At 71.5% G+C, this 14,469-nt stretch carries 13 protein-coding genes; 7 read left to right on the top strand and 6 right to left on the bottom strand.

What is annotated here, in order from left to right; genetic code table 11:
- The first annotated feature begins 9 nt into the window (after positions 1 to 9).
- Positions 10 to 1,179, top strand: a complete 1,170-nt coding sequence (gene nagA / locus OG928_RS12160) for an N-acetylglucosamine-6-phosphate deacetylase (RefSeq protein WP_406282947.1) — start codon at positions 10 to 12, stop codon at positions 1,177 to 1,179.
- Positions 1,180 to 1,982: 803 nt separating this feature from the next.
- Here the strand turns inward: nagA and OG928_RS12165 are convergent.
- From OG928_RS12165 to OG928_RS12185, 5 genes are all read right to left on the bottom strand, one after another.
- Positions 1,983 to 3,053, bottom strand: a complete 1,071-nt coding sequence (locus tag OG928_RS12165; RefSeq protein ID WP_406282950.1) for an SIS domain-containing protein — start codon at positions 3,051 to 3,053, stop codon at positions 1,983 to 1,985.
- 50 nt (positions 3,054 to 3,103) lie between these two features.
- Positions 3,104 to 4,570, bottom strand: a complete 1,467-nt coding sequence (locus tag OG928_RS12170; RefSeq protein ID WP_406282953.1) for a glycoside hydrolase family 3 protein — start codon at positions 4,568 to 4,570, stop codon at positions 3,104 to 3,106.
- A gap of 6 nt (positions 4,571 to 4,576) precedes the next feature.
- Positions 4,577 to 5,410 (bottom strand): carbohydrate ABC transporter permease, encoded by an 834-nt coding sequence (locus tag OG928_RS12175; protein WP_406282956.1) that lies wholly within the window; start codon positions 5,408 to 5,410, stop codon positions 4,577 to 4,579.
- Complete coding sequence (locus OG928_RS12180; RefSeq protein WP_406282959.1) at positions 5,407 to 6,414, bottom strand: carbohydrate ABC transporter permease; 1,008 nt, start codon at positions 6,412 to 6,414, stop codon at positions 5,407 to 5,409. Before OG928_RS12180 ends, OG928_RS12175 begins: the two co-directional genes overlap by 4 nt.
- Before the next feature lie 219 nt (positions 6,415 to 6,633).
- Complete coding sequence (locus tag OG928_RS12185; protein ID WP_406282962.1) at positions 6,634 to 7,926, bottom strand: extracellular solute-binding protein; 1,293 nt, start codon at positions 7,924 to 7,926, stop codon at positions 6,634 to 6,636.
- 292 nt (positions 7,927 to 8,218) lie between these two features.
- On the opposite strand from OG928_RS12185, the gene OG928_RS12190 reads away from it, so the two are divergent.
- The 6 genes from OG928_RS12190 (at position 8,219) to OG928_RS12215 (ending at position 14,028) form a co-directional block, all read left to right on the top strand.
- Entirely contained in the window at positions 8,219 to 9,034 is an 816-nt protein-coding gene (locus OG928_RS12190) for a GntR family transcriptional regulator (protein ID WP_406282965.1), read from the top strand.
- A gap of 412 nt (positions 9,035 to 9,446) precedes the next feature.
- Positions 9,447 to 10,172, top strand: a complete 726-nt coding sequence (bioD, locus tag OG928_RS12195) for a dethiobiotin synthase (RefSeq protein ID WP_406282968.1) — start codon at positions 9,447 to 9,449, stop codon at positions 10,170 to 10,172.
- 5 nt (positions 10,173 to 10,177) lie between these two features.
- Complete coding sequence (gene bioB / locus OG928_RS12200) at positions 10,178 to 11,212, top strand: biotin synthase BioB (protein ID WP_406282971.1); 1,035 nt, start codon at positions 10,178 to 10,180, stop codon at positions 11,210 to 11,212.
- Positions 11,213 to 11,477: 265 nt separating this feature from the next.
- The gene (locus tag OG928_RS12205) at positions 11,478 to 13,169 is read left to right on the top strand and encodes an acetolactate synthase (protein ID WP_406282974.1); all 1,692 of its coding nucleotides are present in this window, start codon (positions 11,478 to 11,480) and stop codon (positions 13,167 to 13,169) included.
- 41 nt (positions 13,170 to 13,210) lie between these two features.
- Positions 13,211 to 13,771 (top strand): GNAT family N-acetyltransferase, encoded by a 561-nt coding sequence (locus OG928_RS12210; protein WP_406282976.1) that lies wholly within the window; start codon positions 13,211 to 13,213, stop codon positions 13,769 to 13,771.
- 62 nt (positions 13,772 to 13,833) lie between these two features.
- Positions 13,834 to 14,028: a hypothetical protein gene (locus OG928_RS12215; RefSeq protein ID WP_406282979.1), complete on the top strand. Its 195-nt coding sequence runs from the start codon at positions 13,834 to 13,836 to the stop codon at positions 14,026 to 14,028.
- Between the two features lie 58 nt (positions 14,029 to 14,086).
- On the opposite strand, the gene OG928_RS12220 is transcribed toward OG928_RS12215, so the two are convergent.
- Positions 14,087 to 14,302 (bottom strand): biotin/lipoyl-binding carrier protein, encoded by a 216-nt coding sequence (locus OG928_RS12220; RefSeq protein ID WP_406282982.1) that lies wholly within the window; start codon positions 14,300 to 14,302, stop codon positions 14,087 to 14,089.
- Positions 14,303 to 14,469 lie beyond the last annotated feature (167 nt).

Below are 14,469 nucleotides of genomic sequence, written 5' to 3' on the forward strand. Positions count from 1 at the left end.
AGGGCACGCGTGGCCGGCATTGGGGCACCTCGCGTGCTTGTCGACGGGGCATTCACCGGACCGACCTCGGTGAACGTGGAACAGGGCCGGATCACCGGCGTGACCGAGGGGCTCGCCGACTCCGACGGCGTACGACTGCCGCACGGCGTGCTGACCCCCGGCCTGATCGACCTCCAGCTCAACGGCGCGTTCGGACACGACTTCGTGGCCGCGGACGCGACCGGATGGCGCGAGGTCGCCGCGCGGCTGCCCTCGACCGGCGTCACCGCGTTCTGCCCGACCTTCATCACCGGCGACCTGGACACGCTCACGACGGCCCTCGTGCGGGCCGCCGAACTGCGCGCCAAGTTCGCCCCGGAGCCGATCGCGCGCGACCTGGGCGTACACCTCGAAGGGCCGTTCCTGTCCCCTGCCAGGGTCGGGACGCACCCGCCGAAGTACCTGCGCGAGCCCACTCCCGAACTCGTCGACCGGCTGCTCGTCGACGACACGGTGCGCGAAGCCCTGACGCTGATCACCCTCGCCCCCGAACTTCCCGGTGCGCTCGAGGCCATTCGACGCATCGTCGCCACGGGGATCCGAGTCTCGGCCGGACACACGGACGCGACCGCCTCCGAGATGTCCGCCGCCGCGGACGCGGGCGCGACCATGGTCACCCACCTGTTCAACGCGCAGCGGGGCCTGGGCCACCGCGAACCGGGCGTGGTCGGCGCGGCCCTGAGCGACCCCCGCCTGACCCCGGGCCTGATCGCCGACCTGCACCACGTCGTGGGCCCGGTCTGCTCCCTGGTCCTGCGCGTGGCCGGCGAGCGCACCGCGCTGGTCACCGACGCGATGGCGGCCGCCGGGATGCCACCGGGTCGATACCGGTTGGGCGACGTGGACGTCACCCTGGCGGCGGGCGACGTGCCCCGAAACCCGGACGGAACCATCGCAGGCTCGGCCCTGACCCTGGACCTGGCCGTCCGCAACCTGGTGGCCCTGGGCAACCCCCCCGCCAAAGTCCTGACCTCCGCCACCCGCGTCCCCGCCGACGCCCTCGGCCGCACCGACCTGGGCCGCATCGAACCGGGCGCCCAGGCCGATTTGGTCTGGTGGAGCGACGACTGGATGGTGCTGAAGACTTGGGTGGGCGGGGTTGTGGCTTATGAGGTGGGGGCTGAGGGGCTGGGGGGGTGAGGGGGGCGGGGGCGGCGGAGGCGGGAGGCCGGGAAGCCGAAGGCGCGGGTGCGGCGAAGCCGGGGAAGCCGAAGGCGCGGGCACGGCGAAGCCGGGGAAGCCGAAGGCGCGGGTGCGGTGCGGGAGTGGGAGGCCCGTGTCGCGGGTGCGGCGGGACGGCGAAGCCGGGACCGCGGGCACGGCGGACCTTCTTTTTGGGCGGCGGGGCCGCCGGCTCCCGAAGCACCACTTTTGTTCCGCTGGCGCTCCACAAAAGCGGCACTCCGCTCGCACGTCGCTGTCCCTCCGCAAGCTCCGGGCCATCGACGTCGTGAAAAGCACAAGCAGCGGCCTCCGGCCGCTCTCCTCGCTGCGCTCGTCGATCACGACCCCGACCCGACCGGTGGGCGCTGACGCGCCAAGACCGCAGCCAAACCCGGCGACCCAGGGTCCGCCCACACGGTAGAACCGCAGCCAACCCACCCGATCCCACCCAGCCACGCCGGTGGCCGCCAGGCCCGACCGGGCCCACCGGTCGCCTCTAAAACCGCAGCCTGGGACGCATGACGCAACGGGCGGAGCGGGTGGGTGCAACATCCCAACCCGACCAAGACGCAACCCCAGCGACCCGCGCACCGCACCCCACGCACCAGGCAGCCAGGCCCGACCGGGCCCACCGGTCGCCTGAAGAACCGCAGCCCGAGACGCATACGCAACGGGCGGAGCGGGTGGGTGCAACCATCCCGAGCCGGCCAAGACGCGACCGCGGCCGCATCCGCCGGCCCAGGTCGTGATTCGTGGCCGGTGGATGCGCACCGAGCATGTCAGTGGGTCTTCGTGACCTTTGCCAATGCCCGGGGGGCGTCCGGGTCCAGGCCGCGGGCCATCGTCACGTCGTATGCCAGCAGTTGCAGCGGGATGATCTCCAGGATCGGCTGGACCTCCTCGGCCACGCCTTCGGGGAGGACGAAACCGGCCGAGGCCTGGCCGACCTGTTCCGCGTTGCCGACCACCATCAGGTCCGCGCCGCGACCACGCAGGCGTTCCAGTACCGGCTGCAGGGCGTCGCCGCCCTTGCCGTCGGGGACCACGGCGATCACCGGGCTGACGTTGTCGACCATGGCCAACGGGCCGTGCAGCAGGTCCGCGCCGGAGAACGGCTGGGCCGGGATGTAGCTGGTCTCCATGATCTTGAGCGCGGCCTCGCGCGCCGTCGGGTAGCCGTAGCCACGCGACGTGATCACCAGGCGCTGCGCGAAGCGGTACCGCTGCGCGAGCTCGGCGACCTCGTCCCGGCGGTCCAGGATGTCCTGGGCCAGGGTGGGCAGCAGGTCGGCGGGCGAGGTGTCGCCGCCGCGCAGGCCCTCGACGAACAGGTACAGCGCGAGCAGCTCGGCGGTGTACGTCTTCGTCGCGGGCAGCGCCTTCTCCGGGCCGGCCAGCACGTCGATGTGGAACTCGGACACCGCGGCGAGCGCCGAGGCCGGGTTGTTGGTGACGGCGAGCGTGATCGCACCGGCCGCGCGGGCCGCCTCGGTCGAGGCGACCAGGTCGGGCGAGCCGCCCGACTGGGACACCGTGATCACCAGGCAGTCGGTCAGATCCGGCTTCGCGCCGTACGCCGTCGTGGTCGACATCGACGTCAGGCCGGCGGGCTTCCCGAGCAGTACCTCGATCAGGTACTTCGCGTACAGCGCGGCGTTGTCGCTGGTCCCGCGCGCGGTCAGCAGCACGAAGCGCGGCTTGCGCGCGGCGATCTCGGCCGCGATCGCCCGGATGCCCGGCGCGCCCTGCTCCAGGATCCGGCGCAGAACGGCCGGCTGCTCCGCCATCTCGGCGGACATGATCGTGCCCCGGTCGGGTGTCAGGACGTCACGGTCGTCGGTGGCGGACATGGTGCGACCTTCCGTTGGTTTCGCTTGCTGGTTCGAACCGGTCACGCGGGTCAGGCGAGCCGACGGCCGGTCAGGATCTCCGCGGCGGCGATCCCGCAGACGGTGGCGGCGCCGTGCGTGGCGAGGTGGGCGGCGCCCGGGGTGGCAGCTCCGGGCAGGCCCATCTCGACCACGACGGCGTCCGGCCGCGCGGCGAGCAGGCTCGCCACGATCTCGGTCGCCCATACGTGATGGTCCAGATTGCGGACCACCACCACAAGCGGGCGATCGGCCGCCGCGCGCAGCTGATCGTCGACCAGCCCCGGCTCGGTGGTGCGCGAGCGGGCCACGGTCGTCCCGGGCAGCGTGTCGCCCAACAGAGCCCCGAGACCCCACGGGGTCTGCTCGCCCACCGCGATGTTGGCGATCGGCGACAGCTCCACGACGTGCGCGGGGGTCGTGATCGGGACGACCGTGCCGGTCACCCTCAGGGCGCGGCGCGCGGCGTCGAGGCCGAGCCCGTAGTCGACCGGCTCGGCCGCGCCGACCTTGGCCCAGGCCGCGAGCGCGTGCACGCGGCCGGCGGCCTCGGCCAACCGCTCCTCCGGCAGCCGGCCCTCGCGGACCGCGGACACCAGCGCGTCGCGCAGGTGCAGGACGGTCTCCTCGTCGCACAGTCCGCCGCCCACGCACAGCGCGTCGACGCCGGCGGCGATCGCGCGGACCGTGCCCTCGGCGATGCCGTAGGTGTCGGCTATCGCGCCCATCTCGATGGCGTCGGTGACGATCAGGCCGTCGTACCCGAGTTCCTCGCGCAGCAGCCCGGTCATGATCGCGCGGGACAGCGTCGCGGGCTGCTCGGTGTCGTAGGCCGGCAGCACGATGTGCGCGGTCATGATCGCCTTGCTGCCCGCCGCGACGGCCGCGTGGAACGGGACCAGCTCGCGCGCGGCGAGCACCTCGCGGGAGGCGTTCACGCGCGGCAGCCCCAGGTGCGAGTCCACCGCGGTGTCGCCGTGGCCGGGGAAGTGCTTGACGCACGTGGCCACGCCGGCGGCCTGCATGCCGGTCACATACGCGGCGGTGTGCCGCGCGACCAGCTCCGGCCCGGCCCCGAAGGACCGCACGCCGATCACCGGGTTGTCCGGGTTGGAGTTCACGTCGGCCGACGGCGCCCAGTTGAGGTTGACCCCGCACGCGGCCAACTCGCGCCCGAGCCCGCGCGCGACCGACTCGGTCAGCGCGGGATCGTCGACGACGCCCAGCGCCAGGTTGCCCGGCCAGCGGCTGCCCGTGTTCACGTGCAGGCGGGTGACGTCGCCGCCCTCCTCGTCGATCGCGACGAGGAGGTCGGGGTTCTCCCGGCGCAGTTCCTCGGTCAGCGCGGCCACCTGCTCGGGGGTGGCGATGTTGCGGCCGAACAGGCCCACCGCGCCCAGCCCGCCGGCGATGTGATGCCGCAGCCACCCGGGCGCGGTCATGCCCTCGAATCCGGGCTGGAGCAAGGCGAGCGCGAGGCGCTCGAGACGTTCGGACATTGTCGATCAGCCCTTTACCGCACCGGACGTCAGGCCGCCGGTGACCTTGCCCTGCAACACCAGGAAGATCGCCAGGACCGGAAGCATGAACAGGGTGGAGGCGGCCATGATGGCGCCCCAGTCGATGGTGAGCCCGTTGCTGAACGAGTTCAGCCAGGTCGGCAGGGTCTTCTGGTCCGGCTTGTTCAACAGCAGCGCGTTGGCGAACGCGAACTCGTTCCACGCGGTGATGAAGCCGAACAGCGACGTGGACAGCAGCCCCGGGGCGAGCAGCGGGAAGACGACCTTGCGGAACGCGGTGAACCGCGAACAGCCGTCGACCCGGGCGGCCTCCTCGAGCTCGACCGGGATCCCGCCGAGGAAGCCGCGCAGGGTCACGATCGAGAACGGCAGCGTCATCACGAAGTAGATCGCGGTGAGCATCGGCAGCGAGTCGAGCAGGTCGTTGTCGCGCGCGATCAGGTACATCGGGATCATCAGCGCTTCCCAGGGCGCCATCTGCGCGATGAACACCATGAGGATGAAGGGCGCGCGGCCCTTCCACTGCATCCGGGCCACCGCGAACGCGGCGAAGCACGCCACCACGAGGGCGAGCAGCACACCGACGCCGGCGACGAGCAGGCTGTTGCGCCAGTAGTCCCAGAAGTACGGCTGGTCCGTGGCGGTGCGGAAGTTGTCGAACGAGATCGAGCTCGGCCAGAACTTGGGGGTCGCCGACTGGACGTCCTTCGCGGGCTTGAAGGCCGTGAGGACCATCCAGTAGACGGGAAAGATCGAGACGGCGAAGACCAACAGCGCCGCGATGTTGAGCGGAATCCGCTTCAGGGTGCGCGCCTTCACTTGTCGGCCTCCCGCTCCTGCTTGAACATCTGACGGAAGTAGAAGACGAGCATCACGACCAGGATCAGCACGGTGATCGTCGAGATCGCCCCCGACATGTCGAACAGCTTGAGCACCATGCCCTTCTGGTACGCGTACACCGGGAGCGTGCGGACCTCGTTGATCGGCCCGTTCTCACCGGCGATCGCCCAGATCTGGGCGAACGACTTGAAGATCCAGATCACTTCGAGCGAGGTCACCAGCGCGAAGATCGGCCGCAGGATCGGGAACGTGATCGACCGGAAGATCCGGACCGGACCCGCGCCGTCCAGACGCGCCGACTCGTACACGTCGGTCGACATGGTGGTCAGACCGGCGTAGATGGTCAGCGTCGCGAAGGGGATCGACTGCCACACGATGAGCAGGGTCACGACCGTCAGGGTCGAGGTGCCGTGCGCGAACCACGTGTAGTTCTCGTACGAGTCGAAGCCCAGCTCCACCAGCGCCCAGTTGACGACGCCGTTGTCCGAGCGGAAGAGCCACTTGAAGATCGTGGTGGCCGCGATGACCGGGGTCGCCCACGCGGCGACCAGGCCGATCAGGACCACGATGCGCATGCTCTTGCCGAGCTTCATCAGCATCAGCGCGCACAGCGTGGAGATCACCATGATCGCCACGACGTTGACCGCGGTGAAGTAGAAGGTGCGCCTGGTGACTTCCCAGAACTCGGGGTCCTTGAGCACCTCTTGGTAGTTGCCCCAGCCGATGTACTCCGCCGAGCGCGAGATCAGCTGCTTGAAGCGGTAATGCTGGAACGACAGCATGACGTTCCGGACCACCGGATAGAACAGCAGGAAGGCGATCCCGAGGATCGCGGGCGCGACAAGCAGGTATGGGGTGACCAGCTTGACGATCCCCGACGGCTTGCGTGGGGGCTTCGGTGCGCGTCTGGCACTCGTCGGTACCTCTTTGCGCGGGGGCTGCGTAGGTGTCGCGACCACCGCATCTGCCTTGGAGGCTGACACAGCTGCCTTCCCGTTGTTCGGTGTCGGGGGTCTGCGGCCCGTCCGGCCGGTGGCGGGACGTGGCGAGAGCGCGGAGCCGGCGACGGACGCACCGCCGGCGGGCCGCGCCCGGGGGCCGGGCCGCTCCCGTCGCGAGGGGATGCCTCACGACGGGAGCCGACCGTTCGGCCCGACCGCGCCGCACCCGATCCGCTCGGCGGTTCGGGTGGGGACGCCGGGTCAGTTCTTGGTGTTCAGCGTCTTCTCGATCGACGCGTTGGCTTCCTTGCCGGCCGCGGCCGCGTCGCCACCGGTCATCACCTTGGTGAGGTAGGCCTTGATCGGGTTGTTCTCCTCGACGGAGGCCCAGTTCGGCGAGTTCGGGGTCGCGAAGCCGTTCTTGGCACCCTCACCCATCGCCATGCCGCCCGGGTCGGACGCGAGCGCCGACGACAGGGTGGTCTTGTTCGGCAGGAACTTGATCGCCTGCGCGAGCTTGGTCTGCCACTCGTCGCTGTTGAACTGCTTGATGACGTCGTAGGCCAGGTCCTGGTTCTTCGCCGCCTCGGGGATCATCAGGTCCGAGCCACCGGTCAGGACCGCGCCGGGCTTGCTCGCGTCCTTGCCCGGGATCGGGAAGAAGCCGAACTTGTCCTTCAGGGCCGGGTTGGCCTTGATGACCGTCTCGGCCTCGCCCGGCACGGCTATGAACTGGGCGATCTTGCCGCCGTCGGCCGCGACGACCTCGGGCTGGGTCTTCTCGTCGCTGTCCTTGGGGCCCTTGCCGAGCGCCTGGAGCTCCTTGTAGAAGGCCGAGGCGGCGACCGCGGGGGCGCCGTCCAGGTTGGCCTTCCAGCTGCTGCCCGCCTTGGTCGCCAGGTCGGCGCCCTCGTCCTTGAGCAGGCCGGAGTAGAAGTACCAGTTCTGACCCGGCAGGTAGATGCCCTGCTGGTCGCCACTGTTCAGCTTCTTCGTGGTCTCGAGCCACTCGGCGCGGGTCTTCGGCGGGGTGACGCCGGCCTTCGCGAAGAGTTCCTTGTTGTAGACCACCACGCGGTTGGCGGCGTAGAAGGGGATGCCGTACGTCTTGCCGTCGACCTTGCCGGGCTCGGACAGGCCGGTCAGCCAGTCCTTACCGCCGAGCTCGGTGACCTTCGAGCTGAGGTCCTTGAGACCGCCCGAGGCGCCGTACTGCGCGATCTGGGTGTTGCCGGCCTCGATCACGTCGGGCGCGTCGTTGCTCGCGAGCGCGCCGGTGACCTTCTGGCCGATGCCGTTCCACTGCTGGATCTGCACGTCGAGCTTGGCGCCCGGGTGGTCCGCCTCGAACTTCGCCTTGAACGCGGCGATGTAGTCGTCGGGCGCGGTGCCCTTCATCAGCCAGACGCGAACGGTCTTGCCGTTGCCGGCGGCCGGCGCGGTGTTCCCGGGCTTGGTTTCCGACTTGTTGTCATCGCTGCTGTCGGATCCACAGGCGGCAACACCGGTCAGCGCCGCCGCGACACCGGCCGCGACGAGAAGACGACGCTTCACTACATCCTCCTCAGGATGTCGGGCACCGCACTTCGGTGTGGAGTACCGATGTCCCCGACGAATCCGTGAGGCGCGCGGACCGCCCGAGTCCCCCACTGGGGAGGGGACTCGAAAGGGAAAACATCGACGCACCAGGGACGAGGGTTGCGCGGTGACCATCAATGGTTTAGACCATTTCGGAGGTTGGCATAGACCAATTGGGGTGTCAAGGTTCCGTAGACGGCGAACCCCTCGCCGTTATCGGACCGACATCCGCACTCCTGGTCCTGCACGGATCGGTGGTCGTGCCACGATGGGGACCGAACGTGTCAGGAGGGCACCGGTGACGGCGGAACACGTGATCACGACCGCGGCGGACAGTGCGACGGCAGGGAGCCCCACGGGCACCGAGCCGGGCGCACGCGTGCCGAAGTACTACCGCCTCAAGCGCCATCTTCAGGAGCTGACCAACACCCAGCCACCGGGCACACCAGTGCCACCGGAACGCACCCTCGCGGCGCAATTCGACATCTCCCGCACCACGGTGCGCCAAGCCCTCCAGGAACTGGTCATCGAGGGCCGGCTCGAGCGGGCCCAGGGGCGCGGCACCTTCGTCGCGAAACCCAAGGTCGCGCAGAGTCTCCAGCTGACCTCCTACACCGAGGACATGCAGGCCCAGGGCCTGGAGCCGACCTCTCGACTGATCGAGATCGGGTACATCACCTGCGACGATCACCTCGCCGAGCGGCTCGCGATCCGGCCCGGGAACCGTGTGCTGCGGATCGAACGACTGAGGCTGGCCAACTCGGAGCCCATGGCGATCGAGACCACGCACCTGTCCACCAAGCGCTTCCCGGGCCTGCGCAAGCACCTCGCGAAGCACAACTCGCTGTATCGGGCCCTGTCGGCCGGCTTCGACGTGCATTTGGCCGAGGCCGAGGAGACGATCGAGACCGCGATGGCCACGCCCCGTGAGGCGGGGCTGCTGGGCACCGACGTGGGCCTGCCACTGCTCCTGCTGTCCCGGCACAGCTTCGACACGAACGGCGAACCGGTCGAATGGGTCCGGTCCGTGTACCGGGGGGACCGGTACAAGTTCGTCGCCCGCCTGCGTCGGCCACAGGAGTGATCCGGCCGCCCCGTGCGATCGGCCGACCGCCCCGGGTCTCCCGGGCCGGCCGGCCGATCGCCGGAGGATGTGCCGCTCACTCCCGCGGCCCGGTGCAGCGGGCCGCCTGCGGTGAGTCCCGCTGCCCGACCGGGCTGCACGCTCACCGTTTCGATGATGACTCCCGCGCCCGCCGGGGCGCCAAGGTCACAGGTCCGGATTCGACGGGGCGTAGGTCCTGTCCGGCGGATCTCGGTGGATCAGGCCGCGTCGTCTGGTGCCGTGCCTCGGCGTGCCGGAGAAGCAGCCGCATAGTGGTGCTATTCGGCTGTTTCTCCGGTGCGGCGAGGTGCGGCACCAGGCGGCGCGGACCCGCCGAGATCCGCCGGACAGGGCCTGGGTCCTGTCCGGGCAGGCCGTAGGCTCGGCGTCCATGAGCGTTCTCGTGGTGACCGGCACCGACACCGGGGTGGGCAAGACGATCGTCACGGCGGCCGTGGCCGCGATCGCGGCGGTGCGCGGCGGATCGGTCGCGGTGGTCAAGGCCGCGCAGACCGGCGTCGGGCCGGACGAGCCGGGCGACCTCGCCGACGTGCGGCGCCTGGCCGGGGTGACCGACCTGTACGAGTACTCGCGCTACCCCGACCCGCTCTCCCCCGCCGCCGCGTCCCGCGTCTCCGGTCTGCCGCAGGTCGACCTGTACGGCGTCGCCGACCGGGTGCGCACTCTCGCCAAGGAGACCGACCTGGTCATCGTCGAGGGCGCCGGCGGCCTGCTCGTGCGCTTCGACGACGACGGCACCACCATCGCCGACCTGGCCCGCGAGCTCCGGGCGGGCGCGCTCGTGGTGGCCCGCCCCGACCTGGGCACGCTCAACCACACCGCGCTCACCCTGGAGTCGATGGCGCACCGCGGCGTCGACCTGGTGGGCGTCGTGATCGGCGCCTGGCCGGCCGAGCCCGACCTGGCGATGCGGTGCAACATACGCGACCTGGAGACGATTTCGGCGCGTCCACTCGCCGGTGTCCTGCCCGCCGGCGCGGGTTCGCTGCACCCCGCCGACTTCCTCCTCGCGGCCCGCGCGAGTCTGGCCCCCGCCCTGGGGGGTACCTTCGACGCGGCCGCGTTCCGCGCCATACAGGATCCGACCGCAAGGTGAGCGACATGACGGAAACCCTCGACAGTGACCGTACGCAGACCGTGAACGACGACGTCCTGGCCGTGGCCCGGCAACAGGTTCTCGAAGAGGGCCGCGGGCTGACCGCCGATCAGGTCCTCGCCGTGCTCACCCTTCCGGACGAGCGCCTGGAGGAATTGCTCCAGCTCGCGCACGAGGTCCGGGTCCGGCACTGCGGGCCCGAGGTCGAGGTCGAGGGCATCGTGTCGGTCAAGACCGGCGGCTGCCCCGAGGACTGCCACTTCTGCTCGCAGTCGGGCCTGTTCCCGTCGCCGGTGCGGGCCGCGTGGCTGGACATCCCCTCGCTGGTCGAGGCCGCCAAGGAGACCGCCGCCACCGGCGCGACCGAGTTCTGCATCGTGGCCGCCGTGCGCGGCCCGGACGCGCGCCTGATGAAGCAGATGCGCGAGGGCGTCAAGGCGATCCGCGAGGTCGTGGACATCAACATCGCCGCGTCGCTCGGCATGCTCACCCAGGAGCAGGTCGACGACCTCGCCGACATGGGCATCCACCGCTACAACCACAATCTGGAGACGGCGAGGTCGTACTTCACGAACGTGGTCACCACCCACACGTGGGAGGAGCGCTGGGACACCCTGCGGATGGTGCGCGAGGCGGGCATGGAGGTCTGCTGCGGCGGCATCGTCGGGATGGGCGAGACCGCCGAGCAGCGCGCCGAGTTCGCCGGCCAGCTGGCCGAGCTCGAACCCGACGAGGTGCCGCTCAACTTCCTCAACCCGCGCCCGGGCACGCCGTTCGCCGACCAGGAGGTCATCGAGCCGCGCGAGGCGCTCAAGATCATCGGCGCGTTCCGGCTCGCCCTGCCGCGCACGATCCTGCGCTACGCCGGCGGCCGCGAGATCGCGCTCGGCGACCTGGGCACCCGCGAGGGCCTGCTCGGCGGCATCAACGCCGTGATCGTCGGCAACTACCTCACCACCCTGGGCCGCAAGGCCGACGCCGACTTGGACCTGCTCAAGGAACTGAGCATGCCGGTGAAGGCCCTCAACCAGACCTTGTGACCGGGCTCTGTGATCGGGCTCTGTGACCGGGCCCTGGTACGGGGCTCTGTAAGCGGGTCCGGTATCCGAACCCCGTAACCGGACCCGTAGCCGGACCCTCCAGGCCCCGGCAGGGGTTCGAGGAAACGCCCCGGCGCCCCGATCACCCGAACGGCCCCCGCACCCCGCGGGGGCCGTTCGGCGTTGGGCCTACTTCCGGGTAGCCGGCGCGGATAGGTTGCCCCCGTTACGTGGGTGGGGGCGTCTACGGCGACGGGGGACGAGCATGCGCGCACGACGAGGGGTCCAGGGGCGACGACGCGGCGAAGAGAGCGTCCGGGGACACGGCGGCACGCTCGCGGTCGCGGCCGCCGCGGCGCACGGGATCGACACGATGTTCACGCTGTCGGGAGGCCACGTCTTCCCGCTCTACGACGGCGCGGTCGGCGCCGCGTCGCCGCTGCGGGTGGTGGACGTGCGACACGAGCAGACCGCCGTGTTCGCGGCCGAGGCGACCGCGAAGCTCACCCGTCGCCCCGGGCTCGCGGTGCTGACCGCGGGGCCCGGCGTCACCAACGGGATCAGCGCGGTAGCCACGGCCCGGTTCAACGGCACGCCGATGCTGGTCCTCGGCGGGCGGGCGCCCGCGTTCCGCTGGGGCTCGGGGGCGCTGCAGGAGCTCGACCACCCGCCGCTGCTCGCGCCGATCACCAAGCACGCCGCGACCGTGCACGACACCGACCTGATCGCGGCCGAGGTGGACGCCGCGCTGACCCTCGCGACCAGTCCGCACCGCGGCCCGGTCTTCCTCGACGTGCCGATGGACGTGCTCTACGACCGGGCCGAGGTGGCCCTGCCCAACCCCGTGCCCCCCGTGCCCGAGCCGCCCGACCCCGACGTGGTCGCCGAGATCGCGGCCCTGCTCGCGCGCGCGGCGCGGCCGGTCCTGGTGCTCGGCCAGGACGTGTGGATCGGTGGCGCGGAGGACGCCGCGCGCCGGGCCGCCGAGACGATCGGCCTCCCGGTGGTGGCCAACGGCATGGGCGGCGGCGTGCTCCCCGGCGGCCACCCGCTGCTCGCCGGCCGGGCCCGGGTCACCGCGCTCGGCGGCGCCGACCTCGTCGTGGTCGTGGGCGCGCCGCTCGACTTCCGGCTCGCCTACGGCAGCTTCGGCGACCAGGGCGGCGGGCACCCGGCCCGCGTGGTGCACCTCGCCGACTCCGCCGCCGGGCTCGCCACCCACGCGCACTGCGCGGTGGGCGCGTCCGGCGACCTGGCCGCCCTGCTCGACGCCCTCACCGCGGCGTGGGAACTCCGGGCCCGGGCCGGGATGTACCGGGAGTGGTGCGAGCACGTGCGCCGCGCCGCGCACACCGCCGCGCAGTCGGACGCGCCGCTGCTCGGCAGCGCCGGACGCCCGATCCACCCAGCGCGCGTGCACGCCGAGCTGCTCAGGCTGCTCGACGACGACGCCGTCGTGATCGGCGACGGCGGCGACTTCGTGTCCTTCGCGGGCCGGTACATCGAGCCCGCGCGTCCGGGCGGCTGGCTCGACGCGGGCCCGTTCGGCTGCCTGGGCACGGGCCTGGGCTACGCGATCGGCGCCCGGCTCGCCCGACCGTCGGCGCAGGTCGTGCTGTTGCTCGGGGACGGCGCGGCGGGGTTCTCGCTGATGGACGTGGACACGCTGGTCCGCCATCGCCTGCCGGTCGTGATGATCGTCGGCAACAACGGCGTCTGGGCGCTGGAGAAGCACCCGATGCGGATGCTGTACGGCCACGACGTGGCCGCCGATCTGGCCCAGGGCACCCGCTACGACGAGGTGGTCCGGGCCCTGGGCGGCGCGGGCGAGACCGTCGCGCGGCCGGAGCAGATCGCCCCCGCGCTGCGGCGCGCGTTCGCGTCCGGCGTCCCGTATCTGGTCAACGTGCTCACCGACCCGGAGGCCGTGTACCCGCGCACGACCATGGGGGTGTGAGCGGGCTGCGGAAGCGATCCACTCGCGTAAACTGGACGGCTATGACTCCTCCTGCCTCCGCCGCGGCTCGACCGCACGACCAGCTCCCCGCACCCGCCGGCGTCCGCATCCGCCAGGCTCGTCCGGCCGAGTACGAGGCGGTGGGGGAAGTGACGATCGCGGGCTACGCGGGTCTCGTCGCCGCCGACCGGGAGTACGTCAACGATCTGCGCCGGGCCGCCCACCGCGCGGAGAACTCCGAGCTGCTGGTGGCCGTCGACGAGAAGACCGGGGTCATCCTGGGCACCGTCGCGTTCGCGGTGCCGGGCAGTGCGTACGCCGAGGTGTCCCAGGAGGGCGAGGGCGAGTTCCGGATGCTCGCGGTGCGCCCGGACGCGCGCGGGCGCGGGATCGGCGAGGCGCTCGTGGAAGCGTGCCTGGATCGCGCGCGCCGGCACGGCTTCACGGCCGTCGCGATCTCCACGGTGTGGGACATGCGCGCCGCGCACCGCCTCTACGCGCGGATGGGCTTCCACCGCGCGCCCGAGCGCGACTGGTGGCCGGTGCCCGAGGTCGAGCTGATCTGCTATCTCAAGGACCTGCGAGAGGTCCCGCCGGCCTGAGGCCGGGGCCCGGTCCGGGGGATCCTGGCGGGAGGTCGGCACCGAGGCCGTAATCTACGGCCGTGACCACCATTGCAGCCTTCTGCGACCACTGCGGCGAGCAGCTTGCCGGCGCCGCGCACGACGACTGTGTGCGGCGCCGCGAACTCGAACCGCCGCGCTACTGCGGGCAGTGCCGGCGGCGGATGACCGTGCAGGTCACCCCGCGCGGCTGGACCGCCAAGTGCGTCGAGCACGGCGTGCTCGGCGCGGCCTGACCGCTCGGGCCGGCGGGCCCCCGCGGCCCGCCTCGATCGGCGCTCTCGCTCACCGGCGCTACTCGATCACCGCGATCGGGTCGCCCTCCTGGATCACGTCGCCCTCGGCGACGGCGATCCGCGAGACGACGCCCGCGAACTCGTTGAGCACGGGGATCTCCATCTTCATGGACTCCAGGATGACCAGGGTGCTGCCCGCCGCGACCGCGTCCCCCTCGTGGGCGACAACCTTGGCCACGTTGGCCACCATCTCCGCCAGGACCTGCTCGGCCATCGTCGTTCCTCCTCCGGGCCCGGGTCGGGCCGTTGCGAAGCGCGTGTCGGGGGCGCGATGGCGCCCCGCCCGAAATCCAATCACGGCGAGCGCCCCCAGGCGGGTGTCACACACGACAAGGCCGCCCCACGATCTTTGTCGGCGCCGCCCCCGGCGCGCCGGGGCCC

It is taken from the genome of Embleya sp. NBC_00896 (assembly GCF_045207785.1).
Lineage (GTDB): Bacteria > Actinomycetota > Actinomycetes > Streptomycetales > Streptomycetaceae > Embleya.

What these genes read in the sequence shown, in the direction of transcription:
- OG928_RS12165 (WP_406282950.1), bottom strand. Translation starts at nt 3,053, where the DNA reads ATGTCCGCCACCGACGACCGTGACGTCCTGACACCCGACCGGGGCACG.
- OG928_RS12170 (WP_406282953.1), bottom strand. Translation starts at nt 4,570, where the DNA reads ATGTCCGAACGTCTCGAGCGCCTCGCGCTCGCCTTGCTCCAGCCCGGA.
- OG928_RS12190 (WP_406282965.1), top strand. Translation starts at nt 8,219, where the DNA reads ATGGGGACCGAACGTGTCAGGAGGGCACCGGTGACGGCGGAACACGTG.
- bioD (WP_406282968.1), top strand. Translation starts at nt 9,447, where the DNA reads ATGAGCGTTCTCGTGGTGACCGGCACCGACACCGGGGTGGGCAAGACG.
- bioB (WP_406282971.1), top strand. Translation starts at nt 10,178, where the DNA reads ATGACGGAAACCCTCGACAGTGACCGTACGCAGACCGTGAACGACGAC.
- OG928_RS12205 (WP_406282974.1), top strand. Translation starts at nt 11,478, where the DNA reads ATGCGCGCACGACGAGGGGTCCAGGGGCGACGACGCGGCGAAGAGAGC.
- OG928_RS12210 (WP_406282976.1), top strand. Translation starts at nt 13,211, where the DNA reads ATGACTCCTCCTGCCTCCGCCGCGGCTCGACCGCACGACCAGCTCCCC.
- OG928_RS12220 (WP_406282982.1), bottom strand. Translation starts at nt 14,302, where the DNA reads ATGGCCGAGCAGGTCCTGGCGGAGATGGTGGCCAACGTGGCCAAGGTT.